This is a genomic window from Nodosilinea sp. FACHB-131, assembly GCF_014695395.1.
GTDB lineage: Bacteria > Cyanobacteriota > Cyanobacteriia > Phormidesmidales > Phormidesmidaceae > Nodosilinea.
In genome coordinates this window covers 60,863-75,930 of record NZ_JACJOF010000028.1, presented here as the reverse complement: position 1 = coordinate 75,930, position 15,068 = coordinate 60,863, and the positions used below count along the sequence as shown (strand labels likewise).

The window sequence follows — 15,068 nt, the reverse complement described above, 5'->3', positions numbered from 1 at the left end:
TCCACCCATCCACCCATCCACCCATCTACCCATCCATTCACTGATCCACCCGCCGCATCAAATACGCCACCCCAAAATCCCCATTGGGGTGCTGCTCTAGCAGGTCAGCTAGCTCAAAAACGCGCTGGGCAATATCGGTTCCCAGCTTGTCAATGGTGGCCAGTTTTTCTCGCTCGGTGTGCTCTAGCTCACGCACCTGGGCCTGCCAATCAGCAGAAAAAATATAGTTGATATGGGCCTGTAAATCGAGCTGCTGCAAGATCTCCCACTCGCCGCCATCGCACCAGATGCCGTTGCAGTTGGGGCAGCGCTCAACATAAAACGACCCCTGGGGCAGGGTAATGCGCCCTCGCACTAGATAGCTGCGGCAGTCGGGGCACAGGGCTGCCCGGTTGTCGAGCGCGGCGGGCTCAAAACCAGTGTGTAGCGACAGCGGCAACACCGCCACCCGAACGGGAGCATCGGGATCGATCTGCGATCGCTGCCAGGTCGCGTAATGCTCCGGTGGAATCCAACTGCCGCCACAGCTGGGGCAGCCGTGGACCGCTAGCCCCGGTGCTAGCTGACTGTCTTGAAGGTCAATATCCCCTTCCTTTGGGCACTGATACAAAGCACCTACTCCCAACCATCAACCCAACGAACCCCTAATATTAAACCACCTAGGCTGGAGCGTTAAGTCGGGTTGGCGATCGCCTGCTCCAAAGCCTGGCAAAAGGTTAGCAACTGACCCAGTTTTTCGAGCATCTGCTGCTGCCGCTGCTGGGCTGTGGTCGACTGACGAGCCGTCTGCAAAAATGCCACATCCATGGCCAGCAGCCGCAGGGTGCGGTTGATCTCAGTCAGCACGGGTTGGGCGCTAGGCAAATCTTCTCCCAGGGGCAGCATCTGGTGCTGAAACTGTTGCTGAGCCAGCAAAAACTGCGCCTGTAGCACGCGCCCGTCGGGGTTGCCAGACTGGGCTAGAGCGACCAGGGTCTGGAGGTGCGATCGCAGAGTTTCTAGGGCATTCTTCATGGATAGCTCACCCCTTAGGGCCGTATCGGTGGCGGCTTGACAATAGTTTTACGATAGCTAGAGATAAATTGCTGATTCCCCTTGTCGGGGACAAATGTTAAGGTTAATACATAACTATCCATCAACCCCGAGTCAGCCTTAAGTATTTATTGCGGCTCGGACCGTCGATGAGATTTTTCTCAAAGTTATGGTGTAGTTTATTTTTATCTCGGCGAGCTACTTTGTTGTAGCCCCACTACATTGGCCTATTGACAGAACGTTTGTACGATTTCTGTTTGGTTTTTTATTTCAATTCAATATAGATCGGTAGACGTCCTTAGCTGTCTTGAGGCGACCCTACTCTATTAAAAATCTAGCTCTTTGAGTCTTGTATAGACTTGAATACAGTGTTCAAATACAAATTCCTGTTTTTGGCAGTTTTCTAGTCCATCCGCAATCCCTGATAGGTCACTGGCACCCTTATGACTGCAACAGTTCATCCACCCCTCCCCGATGACTGCACCCTGCCCGGTTGGCTCGAAACTTGCGTGCTAACCCACCACGATGACAGTCAAGACGACTCTGCCCAAGACCCGAAAGATAAATCTAACAACCTGCTGGTGTGTCAGGCCTTTGAGTTTGCCTACACCCTGCACAAAGGGCAGTATCGGGCCTCGGGCGAGCCCTACATTTGCCACCCCATTGCCGTAGCCGGACTACTGCGCGACCTGGGTGGCGATAGCGCCATGATTGCCTCTGGCTTCCTCCATGACATTGTCGAAGACACCGACATCACTCCCGAGGAACTGGAAAGCCATTTTGGCGACGAGGTGCGGCAGCTGGTGGAAGGGGTCACCAAGCTATCGAAGTTTAATTTTGAGAGCAAAACCGAGCGCCAGGCCGAAAATTTTCGCCGCATGTTCTTGGCCATGGCTCAGGATATCCGGGTGATTGTGGTCAAGCTGGCCGATCGCCTCCACAACATGCGCACCCTGGAGCATCTCAGCGATGAAAAACGCCGCCGCATCGCCCGCGAAACCATGGAGATCTTTGCGCCCCTAGCTAACCGTCTGGGGATCGGCCGCTTCAAGTGGGAACTGGAAGATCTGTCGTTTAAGTATTTAGAGCCCGATGCCTACCGCCAAATGCAGCGCCACGTCACCGAAAAGCGGGCCGATCGCGAGGCGCGGCTGGTGCAGGTGGCCGAAACCCTGCGACAGCGCATGCACCAGTCTGAAATTCAGGTGGTCGATGTCAACAGTCGCCCCAAGCATCTTTACGGCATTTACCGCAAAATGGAGCGGCAGCGAAAGGATTTCAGTGAGATTTACGACATTGCTGCTATTCGCTTGATCGTAGGCACCAACGAAGACTGCTACCGCGCCCTGGCAATTGTCCACGACGCCTTTCGCCCCATTCCCGGTCGGTTTAAAGACTACATTGGCTTGCCCAAACCCAACCGCTACCAATCGCTGCATACGGTGGTAATTGGCCCCAAGGGTAAGCCGATTGAGGTGCAGATTCGCACCCTTGAGATGCACCACATCGCCGAGTACGGTATTGCTGCCCACTGGAAGTACAAAGAAACCGGCGCTTCCACCAACACCCGCATCAACGCCGACGACGAAAAATTTACCTGGCTGCGGCAGCTCTTGGAGTGGCAAAACGACCTCAAAGACGCCAAAGAATTTCTCGAAAACGTTAAGGGCAATCTGTTTGACGAAGACGTTTACGTCTTCACCCCCGATGGCGATGTGGTGCCGTTGAGCCGGGGGGCAACGTCCGTAGATTTTGCCTATCGCATTCACACTGAGGTTGGCAACCACTGTGCCGGAGCTAAGGTGAATGGTCGCATGGTCACCCTCGACACGCCGCTGGAGAATGGCGACATCGTCGAAATTATTACCCAAAAGAACAGCCACCCCAGCCTCGACTGGCTCAATTTTGTGGTCACCCCCAGCGCCCGCAACCGCATTCGTCAGTGGTATAAGCGATCGCACCGCGACGAAAACATTGCCCGAGGCCGCGACATGCTCGAAAAAGAGCTGGGCCGCAGCGGCTTCGACGCCCTGCTCAAGTCTGAACCCGCCCAGCTAGCCGCCGAGCGCTGCAACTACCAGAGCGTCGACGACTTTCTGGCCGGGCTAGGCTACGGCGAGGTGACGCTCAATTCGTTTGTCAATCGCCTGCGGGAGGCCGTCAAGGCCAAGCAGCCCCTAGAGACGCTGTCGCCCGAGTCGTCGCTGCAAGATTCTGATCGGTTTATAGCTGGGGCTGTCACCAGCCCCCATCGCCCCCGCCCTGTCCCCTCTAAAGATCCGATTTTGGGAATTGAGGGGCTGGTGCACCACATTGCGGGCTGCTGTAACCCGCTGCCCGGCGAACCGATTATGGGCAGCGTATCGTTGGGTAGCCGGGGTATTGCCATCCACCGCCAGGGCTGCCCTAATCTGGCCGATATTCCGGGCGATCGCATCATTCCCGTTAGCTGGAACCCGGTTGACCACAGTGGCTCTCGCCACACCTACCCGGTGGAGGTGCGCATTGAGGTGATCGACCGCGTAGGCGTCCTCAAAGACATTCTCTCCCACCTGTCAGACCTGCAGATTAACGTCCATAAGGCCCAGGTCAAAACTTTCCCAGGCCAAACCGCCGAGATCGATCTGGGGCTCGATGTCAAGGATCATGCTCACCTCGAACAAACCTTTGGGCAAATTCGCAAGATGACCGATGTGCTCAAAATTCGCCGGATGAGTCAGGTCGCCTAGGACCGGGCCAAGCTGGATGTGACGGGCTCTACAGGGTTCGGGGTGTAGGGTATAGGGTTTAAGGTCGGCCTTAAACCCTATACCTTGGCCCCTGAACCCCCAACAACTGGTAACTTTTGGTTTTGCAGACCACTAGATCATTGATCACCAAAACATTCTGCTGAAGCGCCGTAGGATAATGTGGGTTTGCACGACGGTAGGCGCACCATGGAGCAGGCAACCCCCAACCCAATTCAGCGAGTCGGTGTTATTGGCGGCGGTCAGCTCGCCTGGATGATGGGACCAGCGGCGCAGAAGCTGGGTCTAGAGCTAGTGGTGCAGACTCCTCAAAGCACTGACCCGGCCGTGGCGATCGCCCATTCCACTATCCTTGCCCCCGTCGCCGAGGTTGCCGCTACTGCATCCCTCGCAGTCCAGTGCGACGTGATTACCTTTGAGAACGAGTTTATCGACTGCGAAGGGCTTCAGGCTCTGGCTCAGCAGGGCACAGTCTTCCGCCCCGGCCTAGACGTACTGGCCCTGGTGCTCGACAAGCGTCACCAGCGTGAGTTTTTTGCGCGCATTGGCCTACCCAACCCTCGCTACGACTTTTTGAATGGCGACGAAAGCGAGGCCGAACTCGCCGCCAGAGCAGAGCCCATCGGTTTTCCACTAGTGATGAAGACCCGCCGTTTGGGCTATGACGGCTACGGCACCTCAGTCGTCAAAGACGCGGCTCAGCTCAGCGCCACGTGGAACAAATTTAACCGTGCCCCAGTGCTGCTAGAGGAGTTTGTGCCTTTCAAACAAGAGCTGGCAGTTATGGTTGCCCGTTCGGCAGCTGGAGATATTACTGTCTTTCCCACCGTAGAAACTCAGCAGGTCGAGCAGATCTGTCGCCGCGTCTTTGCCCCCGCCCAGGTAAATCCCGAGGTCGCAGCGAGGATGACTAGCATTGCCCGCACTTTGGTCGAGCAGCTTCAGCTGGTGGGCATCGTTGGTATTGAGTGCTTTCTCACCCCGGATGACCGGGTGCTGATTAATGAAATTGCCCCCCGTACCCACAACTCGGGCCACTACAGTCTCGATGCCTGCGAGACATCCCAATTTGAGCAGCAGCTGCGGGCTGTGAGCGATCGCCCCCTTGGCTCCACTGCGCTCAACTGCCCTCAGGCCGTCATGATTAACTTGCTGGGGCTAGACGAACCTGAAGCTAGCCACCACCAGAAGCTTGAGACCCTTAAGCAATGGCCTGAAGCTACCCTCTACTGGTACAACAAAGCCATTCGCCCAGGGCGCAAGCTGGGGCACATCACCCTGCGGCTCGGTGCAGCAGCAGACCCCATTGCCGCCGCCGCTGCGATCGAGGCTACCTGGTACGGCGAGTTGAATCAATAAGGACGCTTTAAGTTTTGAGCTTATGCCTTGAACCCAAAACTCAAAACTGAGCATTTCTCCGTTGGAGACGCTGCGCGAACAAACCCCAAAACTTCCTCACCTCCCCCATGCCCTACACCCTAGACCAGCTCAACGCCATGGCCGAGGCCGATTTTGTTGCCGCCATCGGTCCTGCCTTTGAAGAAACGCCGGCGATCGCCGCCCAGGTTTGGCCTCTGCGCCCCTTCATCTCCGTGGCCGATCTCCACCAGCACATGGTAGCCGTTGTGAAGACGATGCCTTCCGCAGACCAACTGGCCTTGATCAACGCCCATCCCGACTTAGGTACAAGGGTTGCTATGGCCGCATCTTCGGTGTCGGAGCAGAGCGAAGCCGGGCTTAATAGTCTCACTAGCGAGGAATACCATCAATTTCAAGCCCTTAACCAGCAGTACAAAGACAAGTTCGGCTTCCCCTTTATATTGGCAGTGGCAGGACATACCAAACTATCAATCTTAAAAAACTTTGTAGATAGATTATGCAATTCCACGGATGCAGAGATGTCTACCGCGTTATCGGAAATTGAGAAAATAGCCTTATCTCGCCTCAATAGCTGGGTTGTATCTGCTTAGGGCCTGAGAGGCGAAGGAATTCAATATAAGAGCTTTATAAAACGCTTAAGCCTCGCAAGAATGATTAAGATTGCGTTTCCTACGTAAGTATTGGTATGTACTCACGAGGTAAGCATGATAACTTTGGCAGAGACTTAACCAATCCTGTAGTTAGACATGACGGGCTGCCCATGTGCATAGCGCTAATCTGTAGTTTTGCTCTAGTCAGCTAGTACGTTGACTGGGTAAATCATGGGTGAGCCTATGCAAACTGTAGTCAACGTTATGCCAGCCGTAGGCTTTTGCGACTTCGGCGACTCTATTTGGAAGAGTTTAATAATAAAACCTTAAGCCTTCCTTAACCCTGTAGTCGGGCGAAGTATCCCAAATGCTTATGCTTGCCTTCACGCTAAGGATAGCGCTTGAATATCTTTGGAGACACGGAGCCATGGGTTTTACTTTTCACGCCGAACTAGCTTTTGAAATACCTATTTATGCAGCTATAGACTACAGATTTAGGATAGGCAGTTCGATGCATATTCAATCTCCAAAAAGTCTTTTTTGATAGGCTCGAAGAACTACCCTTCTAAGGCTTTCAAGAATTACTTGAGAAGATGCGATCGCATTAAATTCCACTGCTCATCTACAAATCCTAGGTCGGTCCGCCATGACATCCTTACCCAGCCAAGCCAACACCTCAAAGTTCCACATTCTAACCAGCACAAAATTTGACTTCGAGCACTTCGTTAACCGCGCCGCCTGCGGCCAAGGGCCGCGGCACACTATTTGGCAGCTCAAAGAGAGACTCAATGCTCAAGTCCATCAGCCAGATTTTGAAGATGACAGTCTGGTAAATGGCCTCGACAAATTTCTTTCTAAAATCATTGGCAGACCGCATCAGTGGGCCTTAGCCAGACAAGTTTTGGCCCAGACCAACTCCGATGATGTTGTCTACTGCTGTGGCGAAGATGCTGGTCTACCCCTAGCCCTGCTCGCGTTATTCAAAAAAAATCGGCCTCGGCTAGTTGTCAACGTGATGTGTCCGGAACGGTCGCGACCCAAACTGCTGCTCAAATGGTTTCAGCTGCATCGCAGTATTACTGCATTCACCGTCAACACGACTTTAAAGGCCCAAACTCTAAAGGACATGCTCAACCTGGCTGAGGATGGCGTGACTTGTCTGGCTGAGCAGACCGACAAGCAGTTCTTCTACCCCGAACCTGGCACAATTGAAAAGCACCGTCCGTTGATTGCCAGTGCTGGTTTGGAGCAGCGAGACTATGTCACTCTCGCTAATGCTACCCACCAGTTAGATCTCGACGTCAAAGTCTGCGCTGTATCGCCCAATGCCACCTCTAAAACTCAGTGCAAAATTCCCGAGCAACCGCCCCAAAACATGGAAATGCGGTACTTCGACTGGGTTGAGTTGCGCGATCTCTACCGCAGTGCCGATATTGCCGTAATCAGCCTGCTCGACAACACCTATGCCGCTGGCCTAACGGTTTTAATGGAAGCAATGGCCTGCCGCCGGCCGGTAATCATTACCAAAACTATGGGCCTGGCCACAGAAATGGCTGAGAAAGGCCTCGTTTGGGGCGTGCAACCCGACTCTGCTGAAGAGTTGAAAGCCGCTATTGTATATGTCCTAGGCCACCCTGAGGAGGCGAGTGCTAGAGCAGAGGCCGCTTACCAGCACTATTTGGAGAACCACACGAGTGAGCAGCATATTGAGCAGGTGTCTCGATTGCTGCAACGGGTTGCTAGCAGCGCCACGCCAGACCGGCCCATGGTTATACGAGCAAGACCAGTTTAATGGTTTATTTAACAGTGGTTATCGCCACAAGTTTATTTAACCAGTAAGCTGATTGCTCTAGACTAGGGCATTCAGCCGACTACATAAAAGGGGACGTGGAGTTTATCTACGTTCCCTTTTATGTATTTCTATTGGTAGATCCTCTATAGAAAATTGGTACTCCTCTGGGCTGATCTAATTAGTGATGTTTTCTGGTTAGGTGAGGAACGTTATAGTATCTAACGATATTTGCTGGGTAAAAGCTTTCGCTTGGTTTCTAGCCTATACTGTGCGCTGAAGCAGTTAGATCGACGTGGGTGCTCATATTCAGGTGGAGGCTTACCTTAGTGATTCTCTAGCACCAAACTATCAGTGCTTTCCATGAGAGTTCAGCCCGAGCATAATTTGGCGAAAAGCCTCTGAGGGTTTTCCTGATGAGCTGTCGGTGTCTTGAGCGTTATGGGCTGATATCAATCGGTTCTCTTGCTGCTTGCCAATGAGGTTGTGACTATGAAATGGGCGATCGCTGCACCATTTTTTGACATTGATACTATCGATACTGCCAACTGGTTAGAGCCTTTTGTGCCAGGCGATGCCCACGAGTTTCAGCTCATTCCGCGACAAAAACCGCTGCCGAAGTGGCACGATCGCAAGTCTAAATTTACGCCGATCAACGATTGGCTTGTCTATATGAGACAGGCCGCTGACGCCCTTAACTCAGATGCCGATGGAGTGATCACCGTGTTTCCTCAGGTGGCTTCAGCAGTGGGTTTACAGCAAAAGCTGAGGTTTTCCAACAAGCCTGTAGTAGCGTGGCTTTTTAATGTGGGCACCTGTAGAACAGGTCTGCGTCAGAAACTTGCTCGAGCTAGCCTAAGCCAAGTTGATCATTTCGTGGTGCACACCCGTAAGGAGATTGAACTTTATAGCCAGTGGCTGGGATTGCCTGCTAGCCGGTTCGAGTTTTTGCCCTATCAGGTGCCCGAGATCCCCATCGAGTACGAGGAAGATCGAGATACTCCCTTCATTGCCTCCCTTGGGTCTGCCCATCGCGATTTTCCCACTCTGTTTGAAGCGGTCAAAAAGCTCAACCTTAAAACTGTGGTGGCTACTGGCCAGGGTGCCGTTGAGGGCATGACGATTCCTGAACAGGTGGAACTGCCCTTTGGCATCAGCAAGGACGAGTGCTTACGTCTAGCTCAGCAGGCTCGATTGAATATTGTGCCGCTACAGCCCAAAGAAGGAGTCACGGCAGCCGGGCAGGTCACCCTGGTAGAGGCCATGATGATGGGCCGACCGCTGATCGTCACCAACTTCTACGGGGCCGAAGACTATATCATCCACGGCGAAACCGGGTGGTTAGTCGAACCTAACTCTCTGGAGAGCATGACCGAGGCCATCGACCTACTCTGGCACGACGACGCCCTGCGCCAAAAACTCGGTGAGAACGCCCGCGCCTATGCCCAGGAGCATTTTTCTGACCCCTGTGCCGGTCGTCACCTAGAGCGCATTCTCAACAAAGTAGCTGAAAACCGAAATACACCGGCCAACGCAAAGCTACAGTGGGCTGAATAGCTCAATTGCTGAGCGTCCTAGACCTCGCTCTCCAGGGCGCGAGATGGCGGTTGCGCTTCTAGCGAGCGGGTTAATCAGTTTGGAGGGTACGCAGCCGGTTAATAGCTGCGGCTAGCTCTAGACCGCGAAACCAAACTAGATCGCCCATGGGCCACTCGGTCAGACAGTCTGGCCCGTACTGATCGATGTCGGCCATAACTGCCGTGATGACCTCAAGTAGCGGTGTGGTTGAGGTCATGTGGTAGCGCTGGGCATAGACGATCGCAGCCGCGATCGCCCGTACCTGTCCTGGCTCCACTAACTGCTCCACCGCTGAGAGATCAATTGCCTCGGTGCCAATCTGAAGCTGCTCGACATCCCGCGCTCTGAGCTTGACGCTGTGGCGGCCTTTACTAGGGTCAATGCTGTCGGGCCGAATAGTTCGCGGTGTGAGGGTGCCGAAGCACTGGCCGCCTTCGCGATCGCGCGCTGTCTTAAACTCTGCTGCAATGGCTTTGGCTTGCTTGGTCACGTCCTGGGGGCAAAACTCATCCATAGCGATCACGGTGTCGGCCACATCAAAGTAGTCGCCGCTGCCCCCCATCACCAGCACAGTGGAGATGCCGTAGTCGGTGAAGAGCTGTCGCACCTTGTCGATGAACGGGGTAATGGGCTCGCGATCTTTGGCAATGAGCGCCTGCATTCTGCGATCGCGAATCATGAAGTTTGTCGCCGAGGTGTCTTCATCCACCAGCAGCGCCGTCGCCCCGGCCTCGATCGCCTCAATGATGTTAGCCGCTTGGGAAGTGCTACCGCTGGCATTGGGCGTGGAGAAATTCTGCGTCGATTTGCCCTGGGGCAAGCTGCCAATAAACGGCGAAATATCAACTCCGACAATGCTGCGGCCATCCTCTGCTCGCACCTTAGCCGCCGCTGGGGCGGTGACCACCTGGTGCCGCCCATCGTCAGGAACGTGATTGTATACCCCCGCCTCGATCGCCCGCAGCAGGGTCGATTTGCCGTGGTAGCCGCCCCCCACAATCAGCGTAATGCCTTTGGGAATGCCCATTCCGGTGATCTCTCCCCCGTGGGGACAGCGCAACGTCACCCGCAGCGACTCCGGGGATTTGAAAGGAATCGCCTGATTCTCCAGTGGGCGCTCGTCTACGCCGCTGCGCCGGGGCAGGATGGCGCCATCAGCAATGAAGGCCACCAGGTTGTGGTGAGGGAGCTGCGATCGCAGCTCCTCCGCATCTTCAGCCGTATCGGCATGGTGCCGAAGCTTCGCCCCGTCTAGCGCGTTATAAAACAAGGTTCTCTCAACCAAGTAAGGAACAGACTGGCACAGCAACTCCGCTGCCTGCCGCCCCGCGATTCGCCGCCCAAAGGCCGGTAAACCCACCGTAAACCGCAGCTCCACCGCTTCCCCAGTTACTCTGGCTGCACTGCGGTTGAGCATGGCCTGGCTGGGACGCACAATACCAATCAATCCGCTTTTGCCCGAACCCGATGGCCGCTGGCCCGACTGAGTTGCCCGGTAAAACTGACGGGTGAGATAGTCGGCCAGGGCGATCGCCCGACAGGGAAACTCCCACAGGTCTTGAGGAAACCCCGCCACCGCCTGCGGCACCACCACCCGCACCCGACTCGGTGCCGCAAAGGGGTCACCCTGCACATGGTCAATGTGCAGCCCAAAATTCTCAAAGTCATACTTTCCCTGGAGCCCCTTGTACGCTCCATACCCCTGACCATCAAGCCGATGGAGCTGGTCGTAGAGGTCGCCTTGAGTCGCCATAGTACATAGTAGAGAAGCCATTGACCCAAGTACTCTACCGCACCCGTTCTTCTGAAGAGAGGCCCACTAATGCCTCTACTCCCCCCCTGCCCTTTGCCAACCCCCTCCGCCTAGAAACCGGAGCCTTGATCTGACCCACCTATCCACCTGCCCACCCGCCTACCCATCTACCCGCCTACCCATCCACCTCCAACCCCCGCCGCCCCGCCATCGCCACCGCGACCTCTATCGCCGCCGCCATGCTGCTGGCATCGGCAATTCCCTTGCCGGCAATGTCAAACGCCGTGCCGTGGTCTGGAGAGGTACGCACAAAGGGAAGTCCTACCGTAGTATTCACCGCCCGATCAAAGGCCATCAGCTTTACTGGAATCAGCCCCTGGTCGTGATAGAGGGCCAGGTAGGCATCGTGGGCCGTTGCTAGCGCCCTCCCCTCGGTGCCAAACCAGGCTTGCCCAGGGCGCACCCACATCGTATCGGGGGGAATCGGGCCATCGAACTGCATCTGGGGGTAACGCTGGCGCTGAGCCTCTAGCCACGGAACCAGCCAGTCCACCTCTTCGCGGCCCAGTTGCCCGCCTTCGCCGCTGTGGGGGTTGAGGCCCGCCACGGCAATGCGAGGCTGCGTTAGGCCAAAGTCCTGCTTCAGGCTGTGGATGAGCAGATCGAGCTTTTGGGTGAGTAGCTCTGGCGTTAGCACCTCGGGTACCCGGCGCAGGGGAATGTGAGTGGTGGCCAAGAGGGCCCGCAGCCACCAGCCCGTGTGGGGGGATTGGGCTACAAAGGCCATGCCAAACCGCTCTGCTTTAGCCCCAGCGGCCAAAAGTTCCGTTTGGCCAGGGTAGTGGTGCCCGGCCGCTTTCCACGCTGATTTGGCGATCGGTCCGGTGACGATCGCATCGTACTGCCCCGCCACAGCGCCCTTAATGGCGGCCTGCAGATAGGCGAAACTGGCGGTCCCGGTGGCGGCGCTGGCCTGGCCAAAGGTCACCGTTTCTAGCGGCAGCGGCGGGGAAATATCCACAAAATCCAGAGAGTCTAAGGTAGGCAGCGGTCCGGCGTAGGGGGATTGCTGAAGGGCCGCCAGGGTTTGGTGTAGGAGCGATCGCGTCCCCAGCAGGGTGACGGCTGCGATCGCAGACCAATCCCTCGCCCCCAGCGCCTTGAGAATAACTTCAGGGCCGATGCCCGCTGGGTCGCCCAGGGGAATTGCTAGCCGAGGGCGCGGCAAAGACAGGCTAGAGACCAACGTCGCAGAGGTAGTCATAGCGCAGGGGGTGATACCAAACTGGTCTAAAATGAGGGCGGCCAGGGGATAAGCCAATCTCCGGCGGGCTGGGCAACTGGCTCAATTACTATAGTGCTGTGGAAGGAGAGCGTATGGGCGGCGAAATTTTCAATACGGCGATCATTATCTTTACCCTGACCCTATTGGGCCTGGGGATTGGGTTTTTGCTGCTGCGGGTGCAGGGCGGCGAAGAGTAGATTTTGCTTCAGGGGTGTAACCAGTGGAGCCATCTGATATTCTTAGAGGAAGTTAAACTTTTGTATCAATTCCCTCATGAAAGTATTGGTCGTTGGCGCTACTGGCACCCTTGGCAGGCAAATTGCTCGCCGTGCCCTGGATGAGGGGCACGAAGTCCGCTGCCTGGTAAGGAGCGCCCAGCGAGCTGCCTTTTTGCGAGAGTGGGGGGTAGAACTGGTGCGGGGCAACCTTTCCAAGCCAGAGACCCTGCCTCCGGCCCTTGAGGGTGTTGATGCAGTAATCGATGCTTCTACAGCCCGGCCCTCCGAGTCGGTGCTGCAGGTTGACTGGCAAGGTAAGGTCAACCTGATCAAAGCCACCCGCGACGCTGGCGTCAAGCGATTCATCTTTTTTTCTATTCTGAACTCCGAAAAGTTTCCCCACGTGCCGCTGATGAACGTCAAGCGCTGCACCGAGAAATTTTTGGCCGAGTCAGGGCTTAGCTACACCATCTTGCAGCCCTGCGGCTTTCTCCAAGGGCTAATTGGTCAATACGCCATCCCCGTGCTCGAAAAGCAGCCGATTTGGGTTATGGGCGAAGCCGCCCCCATCGCCTACATGGATACCCAGGATATTGCTCGGTTTGCGGTTAGGGCGCTATCGGTGCCCGAAACGGAGAACCGGAGCTTTCCCTTGGCGGGCACCCGCGCCTGGGGAGCCTACGAAATCATGCGCCTTTGTGAGCGCAAGTGTGGTCAAGAGGCCAGGGTTTCACGCATTTCGCTGGAACTGCTGCGGGCGATTCGCAAGGTGGCGCAGTTCTTTCAGTGGGGCTGGAACTTTGCCGATCGCCTCGCCTTTGTAGAAGTGGTCGCCGGTAGTCAGCCCCTCGATGCTCCTATGGATGAGGTTTACCAGGTGTTTGGTATTCCTAAGGAAGAAATCACCACCCTCGAAGACTATATGCAAGAGTACTTTAGCCGCATCATGAAAAAGCTGAAGGAACTCGACTACGACAGCGAAAAAGCCAGCAAGAAAAAGCTGCCCTTTTAAGCCGTTGCTTTTTGCGTGACCCCTGGGGCATCGGCATCGGCAACATTAGGTAGGTGCCTGCCGATTGGGAGCATCGATTAAAAAGAGTTAGTGGGGCTGTTGGTCAACCGGCGAAGCATCTAAATAGCCCGCTTCTCGCATTAGGCGCGGCCAGAGCAGCAAGAAAAAGCCCATCCACACACCGATGGGAGCTGCAACGAGGGTCGTAAGCCAGAGACGGTGGAGCAGCAGCCAACTGCTGCCTACGATCGCAACCCCCGTCAGCACAATTGACCAGGGCTGACACCACCAGGGTTTAAGCTGCCAAGGGCTAGTGACAGCCGTGGGTTCAGTTATTGGGTTAGTCATGGGCTGGGGCGGGCTGACAGCGATCGCACACACCCCGCACGGTCACCTCATAGCTCTCGACTTGCCAGCGGGGACTGAGGGTTTGCAGGTTGACGCTGGCTAGGGTTTCCCAGGGAATGTCGGCGATCGCCCCACAGTTCTGACAGCGAAAGTGGTGGTGAGGCCCAATATTGGCATCGTAGCGGCACACCCCCTCTTCAAGCAGCACTTCGCGAACGAGATTGGCACCGCGCAGCGCTTGCAGCGAACTGTAAACCGTTGCCTGAGATGACGTTGGGGCGTCCTGGTTGAGGTCGTGAAGAATATCGTCGGCGGTGGGGTGGTCGCAGCGACCCAGCAGGTTGGCATACACAGCAAAGCGCTGGGGGGTGACGCGCAGCCCCCGAGACTTCAGCATAGTGACGATTTGATCGGCTTGGGACAACATTTTCCCCGGCTCCGGAACTTCAGCACTAAGGTAGCTTCGCCTAACACAGATGAAGGCTGGACATACTACAGTAGCTCACCCTTCATAGATTAGCATTCTTATCTAAGAATTAATCTGGCTTTACAAAAAGTCTGATTTCTGGGTTAATATGCTTATTGAAGATTTCTTAACTCGGAATTATTCTGAGTTAAGTCGAAGGCTGGAAACGCAGTTAACTGTTGTAGAACTACGAAAGAGGTAATTATGGTTGCTTTGATTGCTACGGGACGCGTCCCTGAAGTCGTCTTTAAGACCCGCGTGCGGGACGAGTCTGTGGGCGGGCCCAACCCCTACCGCTGGCAAGACGTGACCACCGCCGATCTGTTCGCTGGCAAGAAAGTGGTTGTGTTCTCTCTGCCTGGCGCTTTTACCCCCACCTGCTCCTCTAACCACCTGCCCCGTTACGAAGAGCTGTACGAAGAGTTCAAGGCCCACGGCGTTGATACCATTATCTGCGTCTCGGTAAACGATGCCTTTGTGATGTTCCAGTGGGGCCAAAAGGTCGGCGCTAAAAACGTCTTCCTGCTGCCCGACGGCAACGGTGAGTTTACTCGCAAGATGGGCATGCTGGTTGACAAGTCTAACCTAGGCTTTGGCATGCGCTCCTGGCGCTACTCCATGCTCGCCAACGACGGCAACATCGAAAAAATCTTCGTTGAGCCCGACTTTGGCGACAACTGCCCCATTGACCCCTTCGAGGTCTCTGATGCCGACACCATGCTCGCCTACCTGAAAGGTGTTGAGTCTGCCGGTGTCTCTGAGCCCCGTCTGTCCTTTGTGGGCTAACTGCCCCCTGTCCCACCCTCAGTGAGTGTTAGGCAAAGGGGATTGCACAATCCCCTTTGCCTTTTTAGATCGGGGCCGATCCTA

The 15,068-nt window shown here is 55.4% G+C and carries 14 protein-coding genes; 8 read left to right on the top strand and 6 right to left on the bottom strand.

Translation table 11 applies throughout. The features are described from left to right. Nucleotides 1-37: 37 nt before the first annotated feature. Together H6F75_RS20245 and patD are read right to left on the bottom strand one after the other, a co-directional pair. Nucleotides 38-610: a zf-TFIIB domain-containing protein gene (locus tag H6F75_RS20245; RefSeq protein WP_190754266.1), complete on the bottom strand. Its 573-nt coding sequence runs from the start codon at nt 608-610 to the stop codon at nt 38-40. 62 nt (nt 611-672) lie between these two features. Next, nucleotides 673-1,014 (bottom strand): heterocyst frequency control protein PatD, encoded by a 342-nt coding sequence (gene patD, locus H6F75_RS20240; protein WP_190754265.1) that lies wholly within the window; start codon nt 1,012-1,014, stop codon nt 673-675. A 461-nt stretch (nt 1,015-1,475) separates the two neighbouring features. On the opposite strand from patD, the gene H6F75_RS20235 reads away from it, so the two are divergent. From H6F75_RS20235 to H6F75_RS20215, 5 genes are all read left to right on the top strand, one after another. After that, on the top strand, nt 1,476-3,761 hold the full coding sequence (locus H6F75_RS20235; protein WP_190754264.1) for a bifunctional (p)ppGpp synthetase/guanosine-3',5'-bis(diphosphate) 3'-pyrophosphohydrolase: 2,286 nt from the start codon (nt 1,476-1,478) through the stop codon (nt 3,759-3,761). A 207-nt stretch (nt 3,762-3,968) separates the two neighbouring features. After that, nucleotides 3,969-5,138, top strand: a complete 1,170-nt coding sequence (locus tag H6F75_RS20230; protein ID WP_190754263.1) for a 5-(carboxyamino)imidazole ribonucleotide synthase — start codon at nt 3,969-3,971, stop codon at nt 5,136-5,138. A gap of 107 nt (nt 5,139-5,245) precedes the next feature. Then, nucleotides 5,246-5,749 carry a 2-oxo-4-hydroxy-4-carboxy-5-ureidoimidazoline decarboxylase gene (uraD, locus tag H6F75_RS20225; RefSeq protein ID WP_190754262.1) on the top strand — a complete coding sequence of 168 codons (504 nt, stop codon included), beginning with the start codon at nt 5,246-5,248 and terminating at the stop codon, nt 5,747-5,749. Between the two features lie 646 nt (nt 5,750-6,395). Beyond that, the gene (locus tag H6F75_RS20220; protein WP_190754261.1) at nt 6,396-7,541 is read left to right on the top strand and encodes a glycosyltransferase; all 1,146 of its coding nucleotides are present in this window, start codon (nt 6,396-6,398) and stop codon (nt 7,539-7,541) included. A 489-nt stretch (nt 7,542-8,030) separates the two neighbouring features. After that, nucleotides 8,031-9,095, top strand: coding sequence for a glycosyltransferase family 4 protein (locus H6F75_RS20215; protein ID WP_190754328.1), 1,065 nt, complete (start codon nt 8,031-8,033; stop codon nt 9,093-9,095). 70 nt (nt 9,096-9,165) lie between these two features. Here the strand turns inward: H6F75_RS20215 and H6F75_RS20210 are convergent, their stop codons facing one another. Continuing rightward, nucleotides 9,166-10,869 (bottom strand): ABC-ATPase domain-containing protein, encoded by a 1,704-nt coding sequence (locus tag H6F75_RS20210; RefSeq protein ID WP_190754260.1) that lies wholly within the window; start codon nt 10,867-10,869, stop codon nt 9,166-9,168. 175 nt (nt 10,870-11,044) lie between these two features. Beyond that, complete coding sequence (gene pdxA, locus H6F75_RS20205; protein ID WP_190754259.1) at nt 11,045-12,133, bottom strand: 4-hydroxythreonine-4-phosphate dehydrogenase PdxA; 1,089 nt, start codon at nt 12,131-12,133, stop codon at nt 11,045-11,047. Nucleotides 12,134-12,246: 113 nt separating this feature from the next. On the opposite strand from pdxA, the gene H6F75_RS20200 reads away from it, so the two are divergent. Together H6F75_RS20200 and H6F75_RS20195 are read left to right on the top strand one after the other, a co-directional pair. Further along, nucleotides 12,247-12,351 (top strand): PetM family cytochrome b6-f complex subunit 7, encoded by a 105-nt coding sequence (locus H6F75_RS20200; protein ID WP_073610864.1) that lies wholly within the window; start codon nt 12,247-12,249, stop codon nt 12,349-12,351. A gap of 76 nt (nt 12,352-12,427) precedes the next feature. Further along, a complete protein-coding gene (locus H6F75_RS20195) occupies nt 12,428-13,384 on the top strand; it encodes an SDR family oxidoreductase (RefSeq protein ID WP_190754258.1) in 957 nt (318 codons plus the stop codon). An 87-nt stretch (nt 13,385-13,471) separates the two neighbouring features. Here H6F75_RS20195 and H6F75_RS20190 read toward each other — a convergent pair whose 3' ends face one another. Both H6F75_RS20190 and H6F75_RS20185 read right to left on the bottom strand, forming a co-directional pair. Next, a complete protein-coding gene (locus tag H6F75_RS20190) occupies nt 13,472-13,732 on the bottom strand; it encodes a DUF6737 family protein (protein ID WP_190754257.1) in 261 nt (86 codons plus the stop codon). Then, complete coding sequence (locus tag H6F75_RS20185) at nt 13,725-14,159, bottom strand: Fur family transcriptional regulator (RefSeq protein ID WP_190754256.1); 435 nt, start codon at nt 14,157-14,159, stop codon at nt 13,725-13,727. The genes H6F75_RS20190 and H6F75_RS20185 overlap by 8 nt, the downstream gene beginning before the upstream one ends. A 243-nt stretch (nt 14,160-14,402) precedes the next feature. On the opposite strand from H6F75_RS20185, the gene H6F75_RS20180 reads away from it, so the two are divergent. Further along, nucleotides 14,403-14,984: a peroxiredoxin gene (locus H6F75_RS20180; protein ID WP_190754255.1), complete on the top strand. Its 582-nt coding sequence runs from the start codon at nt 14,403-14,405 to the stop codon at nt 14,982-14,984. Nucleotides 14,985-15,068 lie beyond the last annotated feature (84 nt).